General features: G+C 67.5%; 11 protein-coding genes. 3 read left to right on the forward strand and 8 right to left on the reverse strand.

The window, feature by feature from the left end; genetic code table 11:
* On the reverse strand, window positions 1–702 hold the full coding sequence (locus ACIA8C_RS19055; RefSeq protein WP_397136271.1) for a DUF5134 domain-containing protein: 702 nt from the start codon (window positions 700–702) through the stop codon (window positions 1–3).
* A gap of 96 nt (window positions 703–798) precedes the next feature.
* A complete protein-coding gene (locus ACIA8C_RS19060; RefSeq protein ID WP_397136273.1) occupies window positions 799–1836 on the reverse strand; it encodes an AraC family transcriptional regulator ligand-binding domain-containing protein in 1038 nt (345 codons plus the stop codon).
* Between the two features lie 271 nt (window positions 1837–2107).
* Between ACIA8C_RS19060 and ACIA8C_RS19065 the strand changes: the two genes are divergently transcribed.
* Window positions 2108–2836 (forward strand): SDR family NAD(P)-dependent oxidoreductase, encoded by a 729-nt coding sequence (locus tag ACIA8C_RS19065; protein WP_397136275.1) that lies wholly within the window; start codon window positions 2108–2110, stop codon window positions 2834–2836.
* Here ACIA8C_RS19065 and ACIA8C_RS19070 read toward each other — a convergent pair whose 3' ends face one another.
* Window positions 2837–4468 (reverse strand): acyl-CoA synthetase, encoded by a 1632-nt coding sequence (locus ACIA8C_RS19070; RefSeq protein WP_397136277.1) that lies wholly within the window; start codon window positions 4466–4468, stop codon window positions 2837–2839.
* Between the two features lie 128 nt (window positions 4469–4596).
* Between ACIA8C_RS19070 and ACIA8C_RS19075 the strand changes: the two genes are divergently transcribed.
* Window positions 4597–5106, forward strand: a complete 510-nt coding sequence (locus tag ACIA8C_RS19075; RefSeq protein ID WP_397136279.1) for a GNAT family N-acetyltransferase — start codon at window positions 4597–4599, stop codon at window positions 5104–5106.
* Window positions 5107–5146: 40 nt separating this feature from the next.
* Here the strand turns inward: ACIA8C_RS19075 and ACIA8C_RS19080 are convergent, their stop codons facing one another.
* Both ACIA8C_RS19080 and ACIA8C_RS19085 read right to left on the reverse strand, forming a co-directional pair.
* Complete coding sequence (locus ACIA8C_RS19080; RefSeq protein ID WP_397136281.1) at window positions 5147–6370, reverse strand: aspartate aminotransferase family protein; 1224 nt, start codon at window positions 6368–6370, stop codon at window positions 5147–5149.
* A gap of 199 nt (window positions 6371–6569) precedes the next feature.
* A complete protein-coding gene (locus tag ACIA8C_RS19085) occupies window positions 6570–7196 on the reverse strand; it encodes a Pr6Pr family membrane protein (RefSeq protein WP_397136283.1) in 627 nt (208 codons plus the stop codon).
* Window positions 7197–7323: 127 nt separating this feature from the next.
* Here ACIA8C_RS19085 and hrpA point away from each other — a divergent pair, with 127 nt between their 5' ends.
* Complete coding sequence (hrpA, locus tag ACIA8C_RS19090; RefSeq protein ID WP_397136285.1) at window positions 7324–11718, forward strand: ATP-dependent RNA helicase HrpA; 4395 nt, start codon at window positions 7324–7326, stop codon at window positions 11716–11718.
* Window positions 11719–11927: 209 nt separating this feature from the next.
* Here the strand turns inward: hrpA and nrdR are convergent, their stop codons facing one another.
* The 3 genes from nrdR to ACIA8C_RS19105 form a co-directional block, all read right to left on the reverse strand.
* Window positions 11928–12398: a transcriptional regulator NrdR gene (nrdR, locus tag ACIA8C_RS19095; RefSeq protein WP_135232248.1), complete on the reverse strand. Its 471-nt coding sequence runs from the start codon at window positions 12396–12398 to the stop codon at window positions 11928–11930.
* A gap of 220 nt (window positions 12399–12618) precedes the next feature.
* Entirely contained in the window at window positions 12619–13875 is a 1257-nt protein-coding gene (locus ACIA8C_RS19100; RefSeq protein WP_397136287.1) for a hypothetical protein, read from the reverse strand.
* 199 nt (window positions 13876–14074) lie between these two features.
* The gene (locus ACIA8C_RS19105) at window positions 14075–14614 is read right to left on the reverse strand and encodes a hypothetical protein (protein WP_397136289.1); all 540 of its coding nucleotides are present in this window, start codon (window positions 14612–14614) and stop codon (window positions 14075–14077) included.
* Between the last annotated feature and the right edge of the window lie 268 nt (window positions 14615–14882).

Here is a 14882-nt window from a genome sequence, read left to right on the forward strand (position 1 = left end):
TCAACTCGAAACGGCCGCGATCAACATGTAGGCGGTGCCGAGATCCATGACCACATGCGGCACCATCGCGGACCGCCGTTTCGGACCGGTCAGTGCCGCGACACACCCACCGGAGCGCAACAGAATGCCCAGGTAGCCCGGCGTGTCAGCGAGTGGACGGCCGACCGCTAGCGCTACCAGCAGCGCGTCCGCGGCGAACACCGCGGCGAGACCGAGCGCCGGAATCGTGCCGGGGCCGCCGGTATGACCCGACATCGCGTGCCCGGACATGGCGTACAGCATGGCCGCGGCCGTTACCGTGTGGTAGCCCAGCGGCACGAGCCGCTCTACCGGCGTGGCGTCAGGCGCGCTGTGCCACGCCGAGATTCGACTCACCAACAAGGCCGCGAAGACCACGATCATCGCGGTGAGCACCCCACGCACCGCCGACGGGCTCGCCCCGGTCGGAAACATCAGCATCGCGAGCATCACCAGGCACATGATCAGGTGCGCGGCATCGGACTCGTGATACCCGGCGGTAGTCGGGCCGACCGGCGTCGAATCTCCTTGCCGCCAACCGTGATCCACCGCGCCGGATGGTTCGGCTTCGGCGACGAGCCGAACGGGCGCGGCCAGCCTCCCGAGCACGATCGCACCCGCGATCAGAAACGCCGCCACCACCGACCACCGCAATGCGGCGTGCTCCTGCACGAACTGCGCCACACCCCACCACCTCTCGTCGCGGCGACCGTGGACCTGCCTGTTCTATGCTCGCACCCGATAACGGCAGGGGTGCACTTTTCGCCCGGCCCCGCACTTTCAGTGCGGCACCGTCTGCCGGTATCGATCAACGGCCGAGCGCGCGAATCGCCCCGGCGACACACCACGCCACTGCTTGAACGCGTTCGAAAAGCTCGGCGCGCCCGAATATCCCATCCGGTAGGCGACGTCCTCTACGGTCAGACCGGTCGCGAGCAGTTCCTCGGCGAGCGTGCCGAAGGTTTCGGCGCATAGCTGACGGTAGGACGTCCCTTCGTCGGCCAACCGCCTGCGCATCGTGCGCAGGCTCATGTGCAGCCCGGCCGCGATGTCCTCCTGACTGAGCCTGCCGTTCATCTGATGCATCAGCATCGATCGCACCGAACCGGCCACGCCTTGGCGCAGGCCGCGACGCTGCAGCAGGTCGTCACATTGCTCCTCGAACAGTTGCGCGGTGAGCGGACTGGCCTGCGGCATCGGCTCGTCGATGCCGGTGGCGTCGAAGACCGCGGTCTGCAGTTCTGGCGAGTCGCTGCTGGGGATCTCGAACTGGTCGAAGATCGGCGCCAGCCGCGGCCGCAGCCCGCCCGCGACCTCGACGCGCAGCACCGGCGGCGGCACGCCGAACACCAGAAACCAGTTCGTCAGCAGCGCGGACACGTCGCGTTCGGCCAGGAAGCCGCGCAGTTCCGCAGGCAGCTCACGGTCGTCGCCGTAGAGCCAGATCTCCTCGCCCCGGTAGACGTGCCAGGCGCGGGAGAACGAGGTCATCAGGCTGAAGTACCGCATGGCGACGTCGATGGCCTGTCGCATCGTCGGGCTGCTGAGCACCGCGAGGGCGAACACGCCGAGGGTGGTGATGTGGGTGCGGGTGCCCGCTTCGAGGCCGAGGCCAGGCTTGTCGTCGAGCAGCGTGACGATGTTGCGGACGATACCGAGTTCTTGCGCGGCCGTGATTTCCGCACCGGGTGTCTTCAGCACCCGAGGATCCAGATCAGTGCCACGCAGGCACTGATTCTGGGTGAGACCGTGATCTTCCCCGAGCTCGACGAGGATCACCGCGTGTGTCACCGACCGCCGCCACTCCCATGAGGCCACTCATCCATCGTTGCTTGCTATGGCCGATATGCGCAAGGTTTTTGGCCGGAGATCGTATGTTCCGCTCTCCCAACGGGGTTCGGACCGATAAATAAAACCGTCCGACCGGTTCGACGTGGCCGCTCTCCGCAACCTTCTCGGCCGAAGTCCGGATGGACAGCACGAAACCGACCGTCCTGGCCGGATTGCGCAAAGTGCTGACCCGATATCGCATGGAGCGCCCGCCAGCGACCATCTAGCGTTGGAAAGAGACTAAGGCAGGCGAAATCATATGTCTCGGAAGACACTCGCTGGCAAACGGATCGCGATCACCGGGGGCGCGCACGGCATCGGACGCGAAACCGCGTTGGCGTTCCTGACGGAGGGGGCCGATGTCGTCATCGGCGACGTGGATGTGGGGGCGGTGCGCGCGGTCGCCGATCAACTCACCCGGACGCACGCGGGCACGGCGATCGGGCTGGCGCTCGACGTCACCGACAGCGCCCGTTTCGGGAGCTTCCTCACCTTCGCCGAACGCAAACTCGGCGGCCTCGATGTGGTGGTGAACGCCGCCGACGTGATGCCGTCCGGACCGTTCCTCGCGGAATCGGAGGCCGAGTCGGACCTGCAGATCGATATCAATCTGCGCGCGGTGATCATCGGAACCCGGCTGGCCGCAGAACGATTCGTCAGCCAGGGATACGGCCAGATCGTGAACATCGGCACGGCGGCCGGGGTGCCTGCGGCGCTCGGCGTCGCGGTGTATTGCGCGACCAAGCACGGCGTGGTCGGTCTCGGCGCGGCACTCGACCTGGAACTCGCGGACAAGGGCGTGACCGTCAGCACCGTGTCCTCGGGGTCGCTCGCGGACCCGGAGGCCGTCGCCGACGCCGTGGTCGATTGCGTCCTGCACCAGCGCGGCGGCCTGATCAGCGTGCCACCTGCCAGCGCCCTGCGTGCCGCGCTGCGCCCGCCTGGCGGAATGCTGCGCCGCATGTTCACCCGCGATGGGCAGCACTGATCAGAGTTCGCGCAGTACGCGTTTGAGCACCTTCCCGGTCGGGTTGCGCGGCAGTTCATCGATGAACACAACATCGCGCGGCACCTTGAAACGAGCCAGATGCGCCTTGACGTGCTCGCGCACCTCGTCCTCGGCGAGCGAATGCCCTTCCCGCACAACGATCACCGCGCGCAACCGCTGCCCATATCGGTCGTCGTGCACGCCGAAGGCGCTCACCTCCGCGACCGCGGGATGCGCGGAAAGCAACTCCTCGACCTCGCTGGGGAAGACGTTCTCACCACCGGAAACGATCATGTCGTCGTCCCTTCCGTCGATGAAAAGCCTTCCCGCGCTGTCGAAATGGCCGACGTCCCCGGATGACATCAGCTTGCCGACGCGCACTTTGTCGCCGCCGCCGGTGTAGCCGTCGAACTGAAAGTTGTTGCCGACGAAGATACGACCGGTCTGGCCCGCGGGCAGCTCCGCGCCGTGCTCGTCGAGAATCTTCACAATCGCGCTCGATACCGTGCCACCCACGCACCCCGGTTCGACCGCCAGATCGGCCGGGGTGGCGATGGTCGCGTAGGCCACCTCGGTGGACCCGTACAGGTTGTAGACCACCGGACCGAAGGCCTCGGTCACCTTGACGCACAGGTCGGCACCCAGCTGCGAGCCGGCGACGAAGATGATCCGCAGCGCGGAGAAATCATGTCCCGCAAAGGCTTCCGGGCCGAGTTCGACCATCCGCCGCAGCATCACCGGCACCACAACCAGGGCGGTGGCGCGATGCCGGTGCAGGCCGTCGAGCACCGCCCTCGGATCGAAGCGGCGCCGGATCACCAGCGTCGAACCGAAGCCGAGCGCGATGAACATGTGCGCGAAGCCGAGCGTATGGAACAGCGGGGCCGGGCATTCGGTGATCTCCCTGGCCCGGAATGGCACCTTGTCGAGAATCGCGCCGAGCGGTGCCAGCGAGGTCGGGTCGCTGCGCGGCGCGCCCTTCGGGGTGCCGGTCGTCCCGCTGGTCAGCAGGATGACCTTCGCGCTGGTGGTGGCCCGCCGCGGGGTCGAGCGGGCCGCGCCCGCGATCAGGTTCGCCAGGGTGTCGACGCCGGGCTGCTCGGCCCAGGCGCGGTAGCGGCCGCGCGGCGGGGCGAGGTCGCCGAGCATCTCCCGGTACTCCTCATCGAACACCAGCAGATCGGCACCCTCCCTGGCCACCACCTCACGCAGCTGCGGACCCGCGAAATCGGTGTTCAGCAACACGATTCGCGCGCCACACTTCGCCGCGGCGAACACCGCGTAGTGGAAGCCGCGATGGTTGCGGGCAAGGATCGCCACCACCTCGCCGTCGCGCAGGCCGCGCGCCCGCCAGGCGTTGGCCAACGCGCTGGTGTGGTCGTCGAGTTCGCGAAAGGTGAGCGAACCCAGTTCGTCGATGAGCGCCGTGCGGTCCCGATAGCGCTGCGCGGCGACCGACGGGATCGCGCCGAGCATCCCGAATCGGTATACCGCCGCGCCCATCTTGACGAGCCGATCGGGCCGTTCCGGAGTCACCAAGCCGGCGCGAACGGCCAGTGTGGCGTAATAGGTTTCGTCGGCGGCGCGGCGAGCGGCGCCCGCCGCCAGCGTTGCGACCTTGGCGAGCTTCATGATTCAGACCCCCTGGGCCGGACAGCGACGTCCACCGAGCAAGTGCGGGCAAGTGCCCTCTCAGTAAAGCGCGTCGATCCGGGTCCGTCGAGTGATCATGACGCCGCGACGCGGTGCACTATGGACAAATGTCTAGCAACACCGACCAGTCTGCTACCGCAGGCGTCTCCGGCTCGACCGTGCTGCGCATCGTCGTGGACGACCTCGCCGGACCGGAGATCGCCGCCCTGCTCACCGAGCACCTGTCCGATATGGCCGCGCACTCCCCCGCTGAGAGCAGGCACGCCCTCGACCTCGACGCGCTGCGCGGTCCGGAGATCACGTTCTGGAGCGGGTGGGACGACGGCAACCTGGCCGGCTGCGCCGCGCTCAAGGAACTCGACGAGACGCACGCCGAGATCAAGTCCATGCGCACCGCCGCAACGCACAAACGCCGCGGCATCGCCTCGATCCTGTTGCGCCACTTGCTCGCCGAGGCCACGGCTCGCGGGTATCGGCGGGTGAGCCTGGAGACGGGCTCGCCCGACTTCTTCATCCCGGCCCAAAAGCTTTACGCCGCACACGGTTTCGAGTTCTGCGAACCCTTCGGCAACTACGTCCTCGACCCGTACAGCCACTTCATGACGCGCACGCTCTGAGCACAACCGGCGGCCCCGCAACGCAGCGGCGTGCGGACGCTCAGCCGAGGGCGCGGGTGAAGCCTTCGACCATCTCGTCGACCTGCTCATCGGTCATCACGAACGACGGCGAGATCTGCATGGCGCCCTGGCCTGCGGCACGGCTCGAAATACCGTGGGCACGTAAGGTTTTCACCATCGGCAGGCCTTCGGCGGGATCGACCAGCTGGACCGCGGCGACGGCACCGAGCCCGCTGCGCACCTCGGCGACGCGCGGGTGTTCGGCCAGCGGGGCAAGCTTTTCGTGCAATGTCGCTTCCAGCCGGGCCGACTCGTCGAGCAGATTCTCCCGCTCGACGATGTCCAGGTTGGCCAGCGCGGCCGCGGCGGCACCCGCGTGCCCGCCGTAGGTGTACCCGTGCCGCCACCAGACGCCACCCGCGAAGAACGGCTCGGCGATGTGCGGCGCGATGAAGACCGCACCCATCGGGACGTAGCCGGAGGTGAGCCCCTTTGCGGTGGTCATCAGGTCCGGCTGCAGGTCGAAGCGGGAGGAGGCGAACCACGATCCGCCGATCCGGCCGAAGCCGGTGACGACCTCGTCGACGACGAACAGGATGTCGTGCTCGCGGCAGATGCGGCGCACCTCGGCGAGGTAGCCGTCGGGCGGCAGGTAGATGCCGCCCGCGCCGATGATCGGCTCGCAGAAGAACGCGGCGATGCGGTCGGCGCCGATCTCCTCGATCAACGCGAGCAACGACTTCGGGTCGTCCCATTCGATGGTGCGCGCGTCGGCCATGAGCTCGCCGTAGCCCTCGCGGTTGACCGGGATGCCCGCCAGCGCGGTGCCGGCGACGTGCATGCCGTGGTAGGCCTTCTGCCGCCCGACCACGATGGTCTTGTCCGGCTTGCCGAGCTCATGCCAGTAGCGGCGGGCGAGCTTGGCGGCGGTGTCCACCGAGTCCGAGCCGCCGGAGGTGAAGAAGATCTTGCTGCCCGGCACCGGTGCCAGCGCGGACAACCGCTCGGCGAGCTGTTGGGTGGCCGGTTCGGTGAAATCGCCGAAGTTGGAGTAGTGCGCGATTTGGCGCAGCTGCGCGGCGACCGCGTCGGCGATCTCGCCGCGGCCGTGGCCGACGTTGGTGAACCAGAGCCCCGCCGTCGCGTCCAGGTAGCGGTTGTCGTCGGCGTCGTAGATATAGGCGCCCTCGCCACGGGCGACGACGAACGCGCCGTCCCGCTCGACCGCGCCCATGTCGGCAAATCCATGCCATAGCGAGTTCATGTGTCCACCTTTACCGGAGGAAGGTGTCGCCCTCCGAATCGCGCCGACGGATTACCTGTTCAGCTATCCCCGCAAAACCTGCCCCACCAGGCCGAATACCATCCTGCCCGATGACCCGTATGGCCATCAACACGTCTGCGCGGGCCGCGGCCGGGACATGGTCGCGGCACACTTCGAGACGCGCCGCCGTGTGGTGAGCTCACGGCGTTCGGCGGCGGGCCAGTCCGCCGACGGCCGCTATGGCCACGGCCAGGAGGGTGAAGACGCCGGTGAGCACGATCAAACCGATCGCCAGCGAGACGTAGCCCTGTTGCCGAGGGTCGATGAAGGGGTACGGATACCAATCGACGATCGGGCAGCGAATCAGGGTGTAGATGCCGTAGATGAGCGGATAGATCAGCCAGAGACAGACCAGGCGCGGCGAGAGGGTGAGCCGCTGGCGAGCCGGAACCAGCACCCAGTCCGCAACCATCACGATCGGCATGACCCGATGCATGATGTCATTGATCCAGCGATCGGTGAGCATCACATCGATATTGGCCAGCAGCACCGCGTAGATCACGCCGGTGATGAGCAGATACAGCGCGCTCGCGCCGCGCACTATCTCCCAGCGGCGGCCGTGCGGATCGAGTAGACCGCCGATCAGCAACACCAGCACACCGAGCACATTCGATTGAATGGTGAAGAAGCTGAAGTAGTTTCCCGGGGAGAACGTCGCCTCGTGCAGATTGCGCAGCGGGATCCAGGCCAGCGCCACGGCGCCGAGCACACCGAAGGCGATCCGTAGACCGCGATACACCCAAGCCGTGCCCGAATCGGCGTCCATCGCCCGATCCTCGCATATCAACCACCGTTGACCCGGGAGATCCAGACGGTCCGCACACTGCGGGCAACCCGGTCGTGCCGCCTGACGGAAATACCACTTGCCGCCCTTCGCTACGCTTATCACTGTAATGACCAGGACAGCTGACACCGGACCCCGCGAGCTCCGCACCCGCCTGGCGAATCTCTCCCTCCGCGACGAATACCGGCTGCGCCGCCAGCTCGACCGGGCGCGCGGTGCCGACCTCGGCAAGGTCGAGGCCGAGATCGCCGCGGCCGAGCTCCGCATCGACGCGCGCCGTGCCGCCGTACCGGAGATCCGCTATCCCGAGCAGCTGCCGGTCACCCAGCGCCGCGAAGACATCGCCGCCGCCATCGCCGCGCATCAGGTGGTGATCGTGGCCGGCGAGACCGGCTCCGGCAAGACCACCCAGATTCCGAAGATCTGCCTGGAACTCGGGCGCGGTATTCGCGGCACCATCGGTCACACCCAGCCGCGCAGGCTGGCCGCGCGCACCGTCGCCGAGCGCATCGCCGAGGAGCTCGGCACCGAACTCGGCGACACCGTCGGCTACACGGTCCGCTTCACCGACCACGCGTCCGACCGCACGCTGATCAAGCTGATGACCGACGGCATCCTGCTCGCCGAGATCCAGCGTGACCGGCTGCTGCGCCGCTACGACACGATCATCATCGACGAGGCGCACGAACGCAGCCTCAATATCGACTTCCTGCTCGGTTACCTCAAACAGCTGCTGCCGCGCAGGCCCGACCTCAAGCTGATCATCACCTCGGCGACCATCGATCCGGAATTGTTCGCCCGGCACTTCGCGACGCCAACCGACGACGGCGAGAAGGGCACTCCCGCACCGATTGTCGAGGTGTCCGGCCGGTCCTATCCGGTAGAGCTGCGCTACCGGCCGCTGTCGCTGGAACTGCCCGGCGCCGACGACGAAGACGACGAGGACACCCGGGTGGTGGACCGCGACCCGGTGGACGCCATCGGCGACGCGGTCACCGAACTGTTCGCCGAGGGCGACGGAGATGTGCTCGTGTTTCTTTCCGGTGAACGCGAAATCCGGGACGCCGCCGACGCTTTGCGCGATCTGAAGCTGCCGCGCACCGAGATCCTGCCGCTGTACGCGCGGCTGTCCACCGCCGAACAGCACCGGGTGTTCGCGCCGCATCCCGGCCGTCGCGTGGTGCTGGCCACCAATGTCGCGGAGACCTCGCTGACCGTGCCCGGCATCCGGTACGTGGTCGACCCTGGGACAGCACGCATTTCGCGTTATTCGATGCGAACCAAGGTGCAGCGGCTGCCGATCGAACCGGTCTCCCAGGCGTCGGCGCGGCAGCGCGCCGGTCGTTGTGGTCGCGTCGCCGACGGCATCTGCATCCGGCTGTACTCCGAGGACGATTTCGAGTCGCGGCCCGCGTTCACCGAACCGGAGATCCTGCGCACCAATCTGGCCGCCGTCATCCTGCAGATGACCGCGCTCGGGCTCGGCGATATCGAGAACTTCCCGTTCGTTGAGGCGCCGGACAAGCGGGCGATCCGCGACGGCATCGCGCTGTTGGAAGAGCTCGGCGCGTTGGGGCGGCGGACGGGCGGCGACACCGAATCCGATGCCGGGCTCACGCTGACCCCGATCGGGCGCGACATGGCGCAGCTGCCGGTCGATCCGCGGATGGCGCGAATGCTGGTGGAGGCGCACAGCAGCGGGAATCTGGCGGAGGTGTTGATCATCGTCGCGGCACTGTCGATTCAGGACGTGCGCGAGCGACCCGCCGACAACCAGCAGGCCGCCGATACCAAACACGCGCGGTTCATCGTCGAAGGTTCGGATTTCCTTGCCTACCTTCGGCTTTGGGACTACCTAACCGAGCAGCGAAAGTCGTTGTCGTCCAACCAGTTCCGGCGGATGTGCCGGGAAGAGTTCCTGCACTACCTGCGAATTCGCGAGTGGCAGGACCTGCACGGGCAGTTGCGCACCATCACGCGCGGGCTCGGGTGGTCGGCGGACGGCACGTCGGATCGATCCGAGGACGCGGGCGACGAAGACGCACAGGGCGGCAATTCGCGCCGAGGACGATCCCGCCGTAAGGGCGGCCGGGAAGCAGCGGGCGGTCAGTCTGATTCGCGGCAAGGCACCGAAAGTGGTTCGCGCCGTGGGCAGTCGAGCGACAACGGCGCATCGAGCGGACAGCCCGACTCGCCGGAAGGCGCCGAAAGCGGGTCGCGCCGCAACCAGGGCGGCGACGGCGCACCCGGCAGACAGCCCGACTCGCGTCAGGACGACGAGAACGGGCGGCGCCGCGGAAGGTCCGGCAGGGCCAACGTGCAATCCGCCGAAAATCCACCGTCCGGGACATCGAACCGGCAGGATGCCAACGCATCTCGTGGTGGCCGCTCGAAGCGCGGTGGCGCGCCGCAGGCCGCCACCAACTCGACGCTCGAATCCGATGACATGCCTTGGGATTCCACCGGGATCCAGCAAGCCTTGCTGGCGGGCATGCTGTCCCATATCGGGCTGCGCGAAGCGGAGTCGCGAGAGTTCCTCGGCGCGCGCAACGCGAAGTTCATGATCTTCCCCGGCTCGTCACTGGCGAAGAAGCCGCCCCGCTGGGTGATGGCCGCTGAACTGGTCGAGACGTCGCGGCTGTGGGGCCGGATGGCGGCCAAGATTGAGCCGGAGTGGGCGGAACGGCTCGCCGGCGATCTGGTGAAACGCACCTACTCCGAGCCACATTGGTCAGCCAAACGGGGTGCTGCCAGCGCCTACGAGCGCGTCACTCTGTACGGCATCCCACTGGTGACCGGCAGGCAAGTGGACTACGGCCGCATCGATCCCGAACTGTCGCGCGAACTGTTCATCAGACACGCACTGGTGCAGGGCGAATGGCAGACCCGCCACGACTTCTTCCACCGCAACCGCGAATTGATCGACGACGTCGCCGATCTGGAGCACCGCGCCCGCCGCCGCGACATCCTGGTCGACGACGAGGTGCTGTTCGAGTTCTACGACAAGCGCCTGCCCGCCGACATCGTTTCGGTGCGGCATTTCGACAGCTGGTGGAAGTCCGCGCGCCGGAAAGACCCGGCCATGCTGGACTTCTCGACCTCGACCGTCGTCAACGCGGGCACCGCCGCGCTGGATCCGGCCGCCTTCCCCGACGCCTGGCGACAGGGCGAGCTCAGCTTCCCGCTCACCTACCAATTCGAGCCGGGCAACGAGGAAGACGGTGTCACCGTCCGCATTCCGGTCGAGCAGCTGGCCCATGTGCGTGCCGTCGGCTTCGACTGGCTGGTGCCAGGCATGCGCGACGAGCTGGCCGCGGCACTGATCAAGACGCTGCCGAAGGCGTTGCGGCGCAGCGTCGTTCCGGCGCCGGATTTCGCGGCGGCGGCACTGGCCGCGCTCACCCCGCGAGCCGAGCCGCTGCGCATCGGGCTGGCGCGGGAACTGTCGCGCCTCGGCTCGATCACGATCGACCCGACCGACCTCGACACCGCTGCGCTGCCGGATCATCTGCGGATGACGTTCGCGGCCGTCGACACCAACGGCCGAGTGCTGGCCCGCGACAAGAGCCTGCCGACGCTGAAAACCCGGCTGGCCGAGCAGGTTGCCGCTTCAGTCGCGCGCGCGACAGCGGGCGCGGAACGGGCACCAGCGGCAGCGTGGACATCGGAATCGCTCGGCACCGTGGAGCCGACTGTCCGCCGCGAGGTCGCCGGGCAGACGGTCACCGGCTATCCGGCACTGGTCCCAGAGGGCGACGGTGTGGCGGTTCGCGTGCTCAGTTCCCCTGCCGCACAGGCCACCGCGATGCGGGCAGGCACCCGCGCCCTCGTCCTGAAGGCGCTGCCGACCTCGGTCCGCGCGGTCACGTCGAGCCTGCGTCCCACGGATCGTCTTGCGCTGAGCCAGAATCCGTCCGGATCACTGGACGCGCTGATCGAGGACTGCCGCGCCGCGGCCGCCGACGAGCTCATCGCCGCCGCGGGCGGGCCGGTGCACAACCCGGACGACTTCGCCGCACTGGTCGCCAAGATCCGCCCCGACTTCGTCTCCGCTGTCGCCCAACTGGTCCGCCTGGTGGTGCCGATTCTGGCCGAGGCACACCGGGTTTCGGCCGCGCTGGCGGAAACCTCCGAACGCGACATCGCCGACGACGTCCGCGACCAACTCGACAACCTCGTCTTCCCCGGCTTCGTCTCCGAATGGGGCAGCACCCGGCTGCGCGAACTCCCCCGCTACCTCCAGGCCGCCGTCGCCCGCCTGCAGTCGCTGCCCGCCTCCGCGGTCCGCGACCGCCAGGGCATGATCGAATTCGACCGCGCCCTCGCCGCCTACGACCGCCTGATCAACTCCCTGCCGGAAACCCGCCGCCACGCACCGGCCGTGGTCGAAATCTGGTGGATGCTAGAAGAATTCCGAATCAGCCTCTTCGCCCAAAAACTCGGCACCCCATACCCGGTGTCCGCCAAGCGCATCGAACGCGCCATAGCCGCCATCCGCCGCTAACCCAGCCGCACACCCCCTGATCCCCGCGCAGGCAATCGCATGCGAATCGGTACGCGGCGAATCAAAGGAACTGCGGCCGTTGCTATTCAACCGCAGCAGCCGTGCAATCGACGCATCCGCCGCCGAAGCAGCCGCACACCTCCCGATTCGCCGCACAGGCAATCGCGTGCGAATCGGTCTGCGGCAAATCAAAGCATCTGCGGCTGTTGCTATTCGGCCGGGACGGCCGCCGCCTCGCGGGCGGTACGCATCTCCTGGATCTCGCGTTCGAAATCCGCTGCGGAGGTGAAGGAACGGTAGACCGAGGCGAAGCGGAGGTAGGCGACCTCGTCCAGGTCGCGCAGCGGGCCGAGGATGGCCAAGCCGACCTCGTGGCTGGGCACCTCGGGAGATCCCTTGGCGCGCACCGCGTCTTCCACCTTCTGGGCGAGCAGGTTCAGCGCGTCGTCGTCGACCTCACGACCCTGGCAGGCGCGGCGCACGCCGCGGATGACTTTCTCCCTGCTGAACGGCTCGGTGACGCCGCTGCGTTTGACCACGGACAGGATCGCGGTTTCTACCGTGCTGAACCGCCGCCCACAGTGCGGGCACGCGCGGCGGCGGCGGATGGCCGCGCCTTCGTCGGCCTCGCGCGAGTCCACCACCCGGGAGTCGGGGTGTCGGCAGTACGGGCAATGCATCCGAGAGATCCTTCGTCGATGCGCGCGCTCGCGGCCGGCCCGGCAACCGATCGGGGTGACCGTCCCGGCGAGCACGTGTACAGGGGCCTGGACCCCGGCACCAGGTAAACCTCAGGCGATATGCGGAATACCTGCATAGCTCTTCGAGGATACCTGTCCGGGTACGCGGGATGTCCCACTCGCCCTGCGTTGCCCCGCGTAATCGCCACCTACGGCCGGACTATTCGACGATCTGCCACTGTGAGGTCAGGTCGGCGATGAGTTCGGGCAGGCGCGGAACGAGGCGGCCACGGGCGAGTTTGTTCCAGAACGACTCGCCGAGCACAGCGGGGCCGAGCGCGGGATTCAGTTCCATATCGATATGGCGCGGGACGAGGTCGCCGGTGATGTAGGTCCAGCGGGTGTCGCGGTCGGCCCAGTTGAAGTCGGGCAGCGGGGTGCGCAGGGCCAGGGTACGGCCGCCGAGGTCGGCGCGGACGGTGGCCGGTGCGAACACGCCCGGAGCACGGACTCCGGGCACGGCGGGTTTGCCCGCGATGGTGCTGACGTAGGTCAGCACGCGGCCGATCGGAGCGCGGCCCGCCGAGGTCGCATCCCACTGGTCGGCTATCACCCGATTCTGTTCACGATCGGTCATGCGGATCAGCGCGTCGATATAGCCCTCGCGGGTGCCCGCGGCGATCGACTGCCACGCGGTGTGGATGTCGGCGTCGAGCACGCCCGCGTCGTACATCTCGTCGATGCCGCGCATACCCAGCGCGACATACGCCTCGTGCATCGGGACCAGGTCGGTGAAGATGTGCTTCTGCATGATCATCAGCCGGGTCTGGTACCAGGCGACATCCTCGGCGCTGAGCCGCGATCCCTGCTCGGCGAGCAGGCGGATGTCGGCGGGCAACTCGCGCACCAGTTCCGGTGGCGTGTTGCGCAACAGGTCGGCGACGGCATCGCCGAGTTGATGGATGCCGGGCACGTCGAGCACCACACCGACATCGCTCATGTCGAAGAATCCGGAGGCGAACGAACCGCCCGCGATGCCGGCCAGCCCGGCCCAGTAGAACTCCGGGTGCTGCGTGGTGAGCCGCAGGTAGTTGACGTACACCTGGTTGAACGTGCGCTCGTTGGCGTGTACACCGCGCACCGGATCCCAGGCCGCGAGATCGATCCCGGCGGTGCGGGTCGCGACGACCAGCCAGTACTGGTGCAGCAAGGTGGCGTATCGGCGTGGCGACACACCGTCGGCGCGGGCTTCGTCGACCGCCCCGGACAACACCGACTCGTCCAGCGGGAGCGCGGGATTCAGCCCGCCGCCGCCCGCGCCATCACCGTTGACGGAGGGTAGATCCAGGTACTCCGCATAGGCAGGCGCCGCCTGAGCGGCCGGGACAGACCCGAACCCGAATACGAGACATAGAGCGAGCCCGACGATTCGGGCGAGAAGCCGGGCAGGTCGTCCGGCGGTGGCGAGGTGCGTCATTGCTAGTCCCGAACTCGTTCGAAGGCCAAGGCCATGTCTGGCAAAGACCTTTGCCAGATCACGTGTTCAGCACACTAGCAACATGCTCTAGTCGGCGATCAACAAATTCGGTCACTTCGCGATCGGCCAGCAAGTCGAAGGCCAAACCCCTACTCGACAAGATTCGCGCGGAGGATGGGGGTGCGGGCAGACCTGACGATCAGCGCGCCGCGATATCGCCTTGGGGCAGCGCACTTCCGGGCACGACGTCGACGGGCGCCGACCGTCCGTCGACCACCGCGGGCACAGTGCTCGTCGAGGTGTCGGTACCCCAGTCCCCTGCCCGCAGGTGCGCCAGTGTGATGAGCGCGGCCACCACTAGCGCACTGAGCAGCGCGGCCACCGCGAGGACGGCGAAACCGACCTGCGCCTGCTCGACCAGCTCGCCCGGATGGGCGCCGCTCGGGCGGCGCACGGTCGAAGTCCGTGTGCCACGGTCGTATACAGCGACCCCGCCGGGCCGTGCGCCACGCGGGCGTCGGTCGACGGTGGACCGGTGTGTCGAATCCAGTGTCCGCGTACGCAAAGTGCCTCGATGCACGCGCGGGACGGTGTCGAAGGCCAGATCTATCTCGGCCGAGTCGATGTCGCGCGGGTCGACCTCGCGAGTATCGATGACACGGACCTCGTCGACGCGCGGCACGAGGGCCGCTCCGGTCGTGCCGACCTCCGTGTTGATGTCGCTGATCGCAGTGCTCATCGGACAAACCTCCGTGGTGGGTGCTCCGTCTGTGTTCGAGCTGGGTCGTTCGAGCTGGGCGGACCGGTCGGGCTGGTCGGTACCGCTGTTCAGTGCCGCTTTTCGATGCATTGTTCGCTCAGGTGTTCGAAGAACTGATGTTCGATTTCTACCACGTGCCACCGACAATGTCAGCAGGAAACGCCCGACACTCTCGAACAGATGTTTGAAACATCGGCTCGACCGGACTAGATTCGAAAGACGAAATTCAAGACAGGCCATGCACAGA

The organism is Nocardia sp. NPDC051321 (assembly GCF_044455225.1).
Taxonomy (GTDB): Bacteria; Actinomycetota; Actinomycetes; order Mycobacteriales; family Mycobacteriaceae; genus Nocardia.

What these genes read in the sequence shown, in the direction of transcription:
- ACIA8C_RS19065 (WP_397136275.1), top strand. Translation starts at nt 2,108, where the DNA reads ATGTCTCGGAAGACACTCGCTGGCAAACGGATCGCGATCACCGGGGGC.
- ACIA8C_RS19070 (WP_397136277.1), bottom strand. Translation starts at nt 4,468, where the DNA reads ATGAAGCTCGCCAAGGTCGCAACGCTGGCGGCGGGCGCCGCTCGCCGC.
- ACIA8C_RS19075 (WP_397136279.1), top strand. Translation starts at nt 4,597, where the DNA reads ATGTCTAGCAACACCGACCAGTCTGCTACCGCAGGCGTCTCCGGCTCG.
- ACIA8C_RS19080 (WP_397136281.1), bottom strand. Translation starts at nt 6,370, where the DNA reads ATGAACTCGCTATGGCATGGATTTGCCGACATGGGCGCGGTCGAGCGG.
- ACIA8C_RS19085 (WP_397136283.1), bottom strand. Translation starts at nt 7,196, where the DNA reads ATGGACGCCGATTCGGGCACGGCTTGGGTGTATCGCGGTCTACGGATC.
- hrpA (WP_397136285.1), top strand. Translation starts at nt 7,324, where the DNA reads ATGACCAGGACAGCTGACACCGGACCCCGCGAGCTCCGCACCCGCCTG.
- nrdR (WP_135232248.1), bottom strand. Translation starts at nt 12,398, where the DNA reads ATGCATTGCCCGTACTGCCGACACCCCGACTCCCGGGTGGTGGACTCG.
- ACIA8C_RS19100 (WP_397136287.1), bottom strand. Translation starts at nt 13,875, where the DNA reads ATGACGCACCTCGCCACCGCCGGACGACCTGCCCGGCTTCTCGCCCGA.
- ACIA8C_RS19105 (WP_397136289.1), bottom strand. Translation starts at nt 14,614, where the DNA reads ATGAGCACTGCGATCAGCGACATCAACACGGAGGTCGGCACGACCGGA.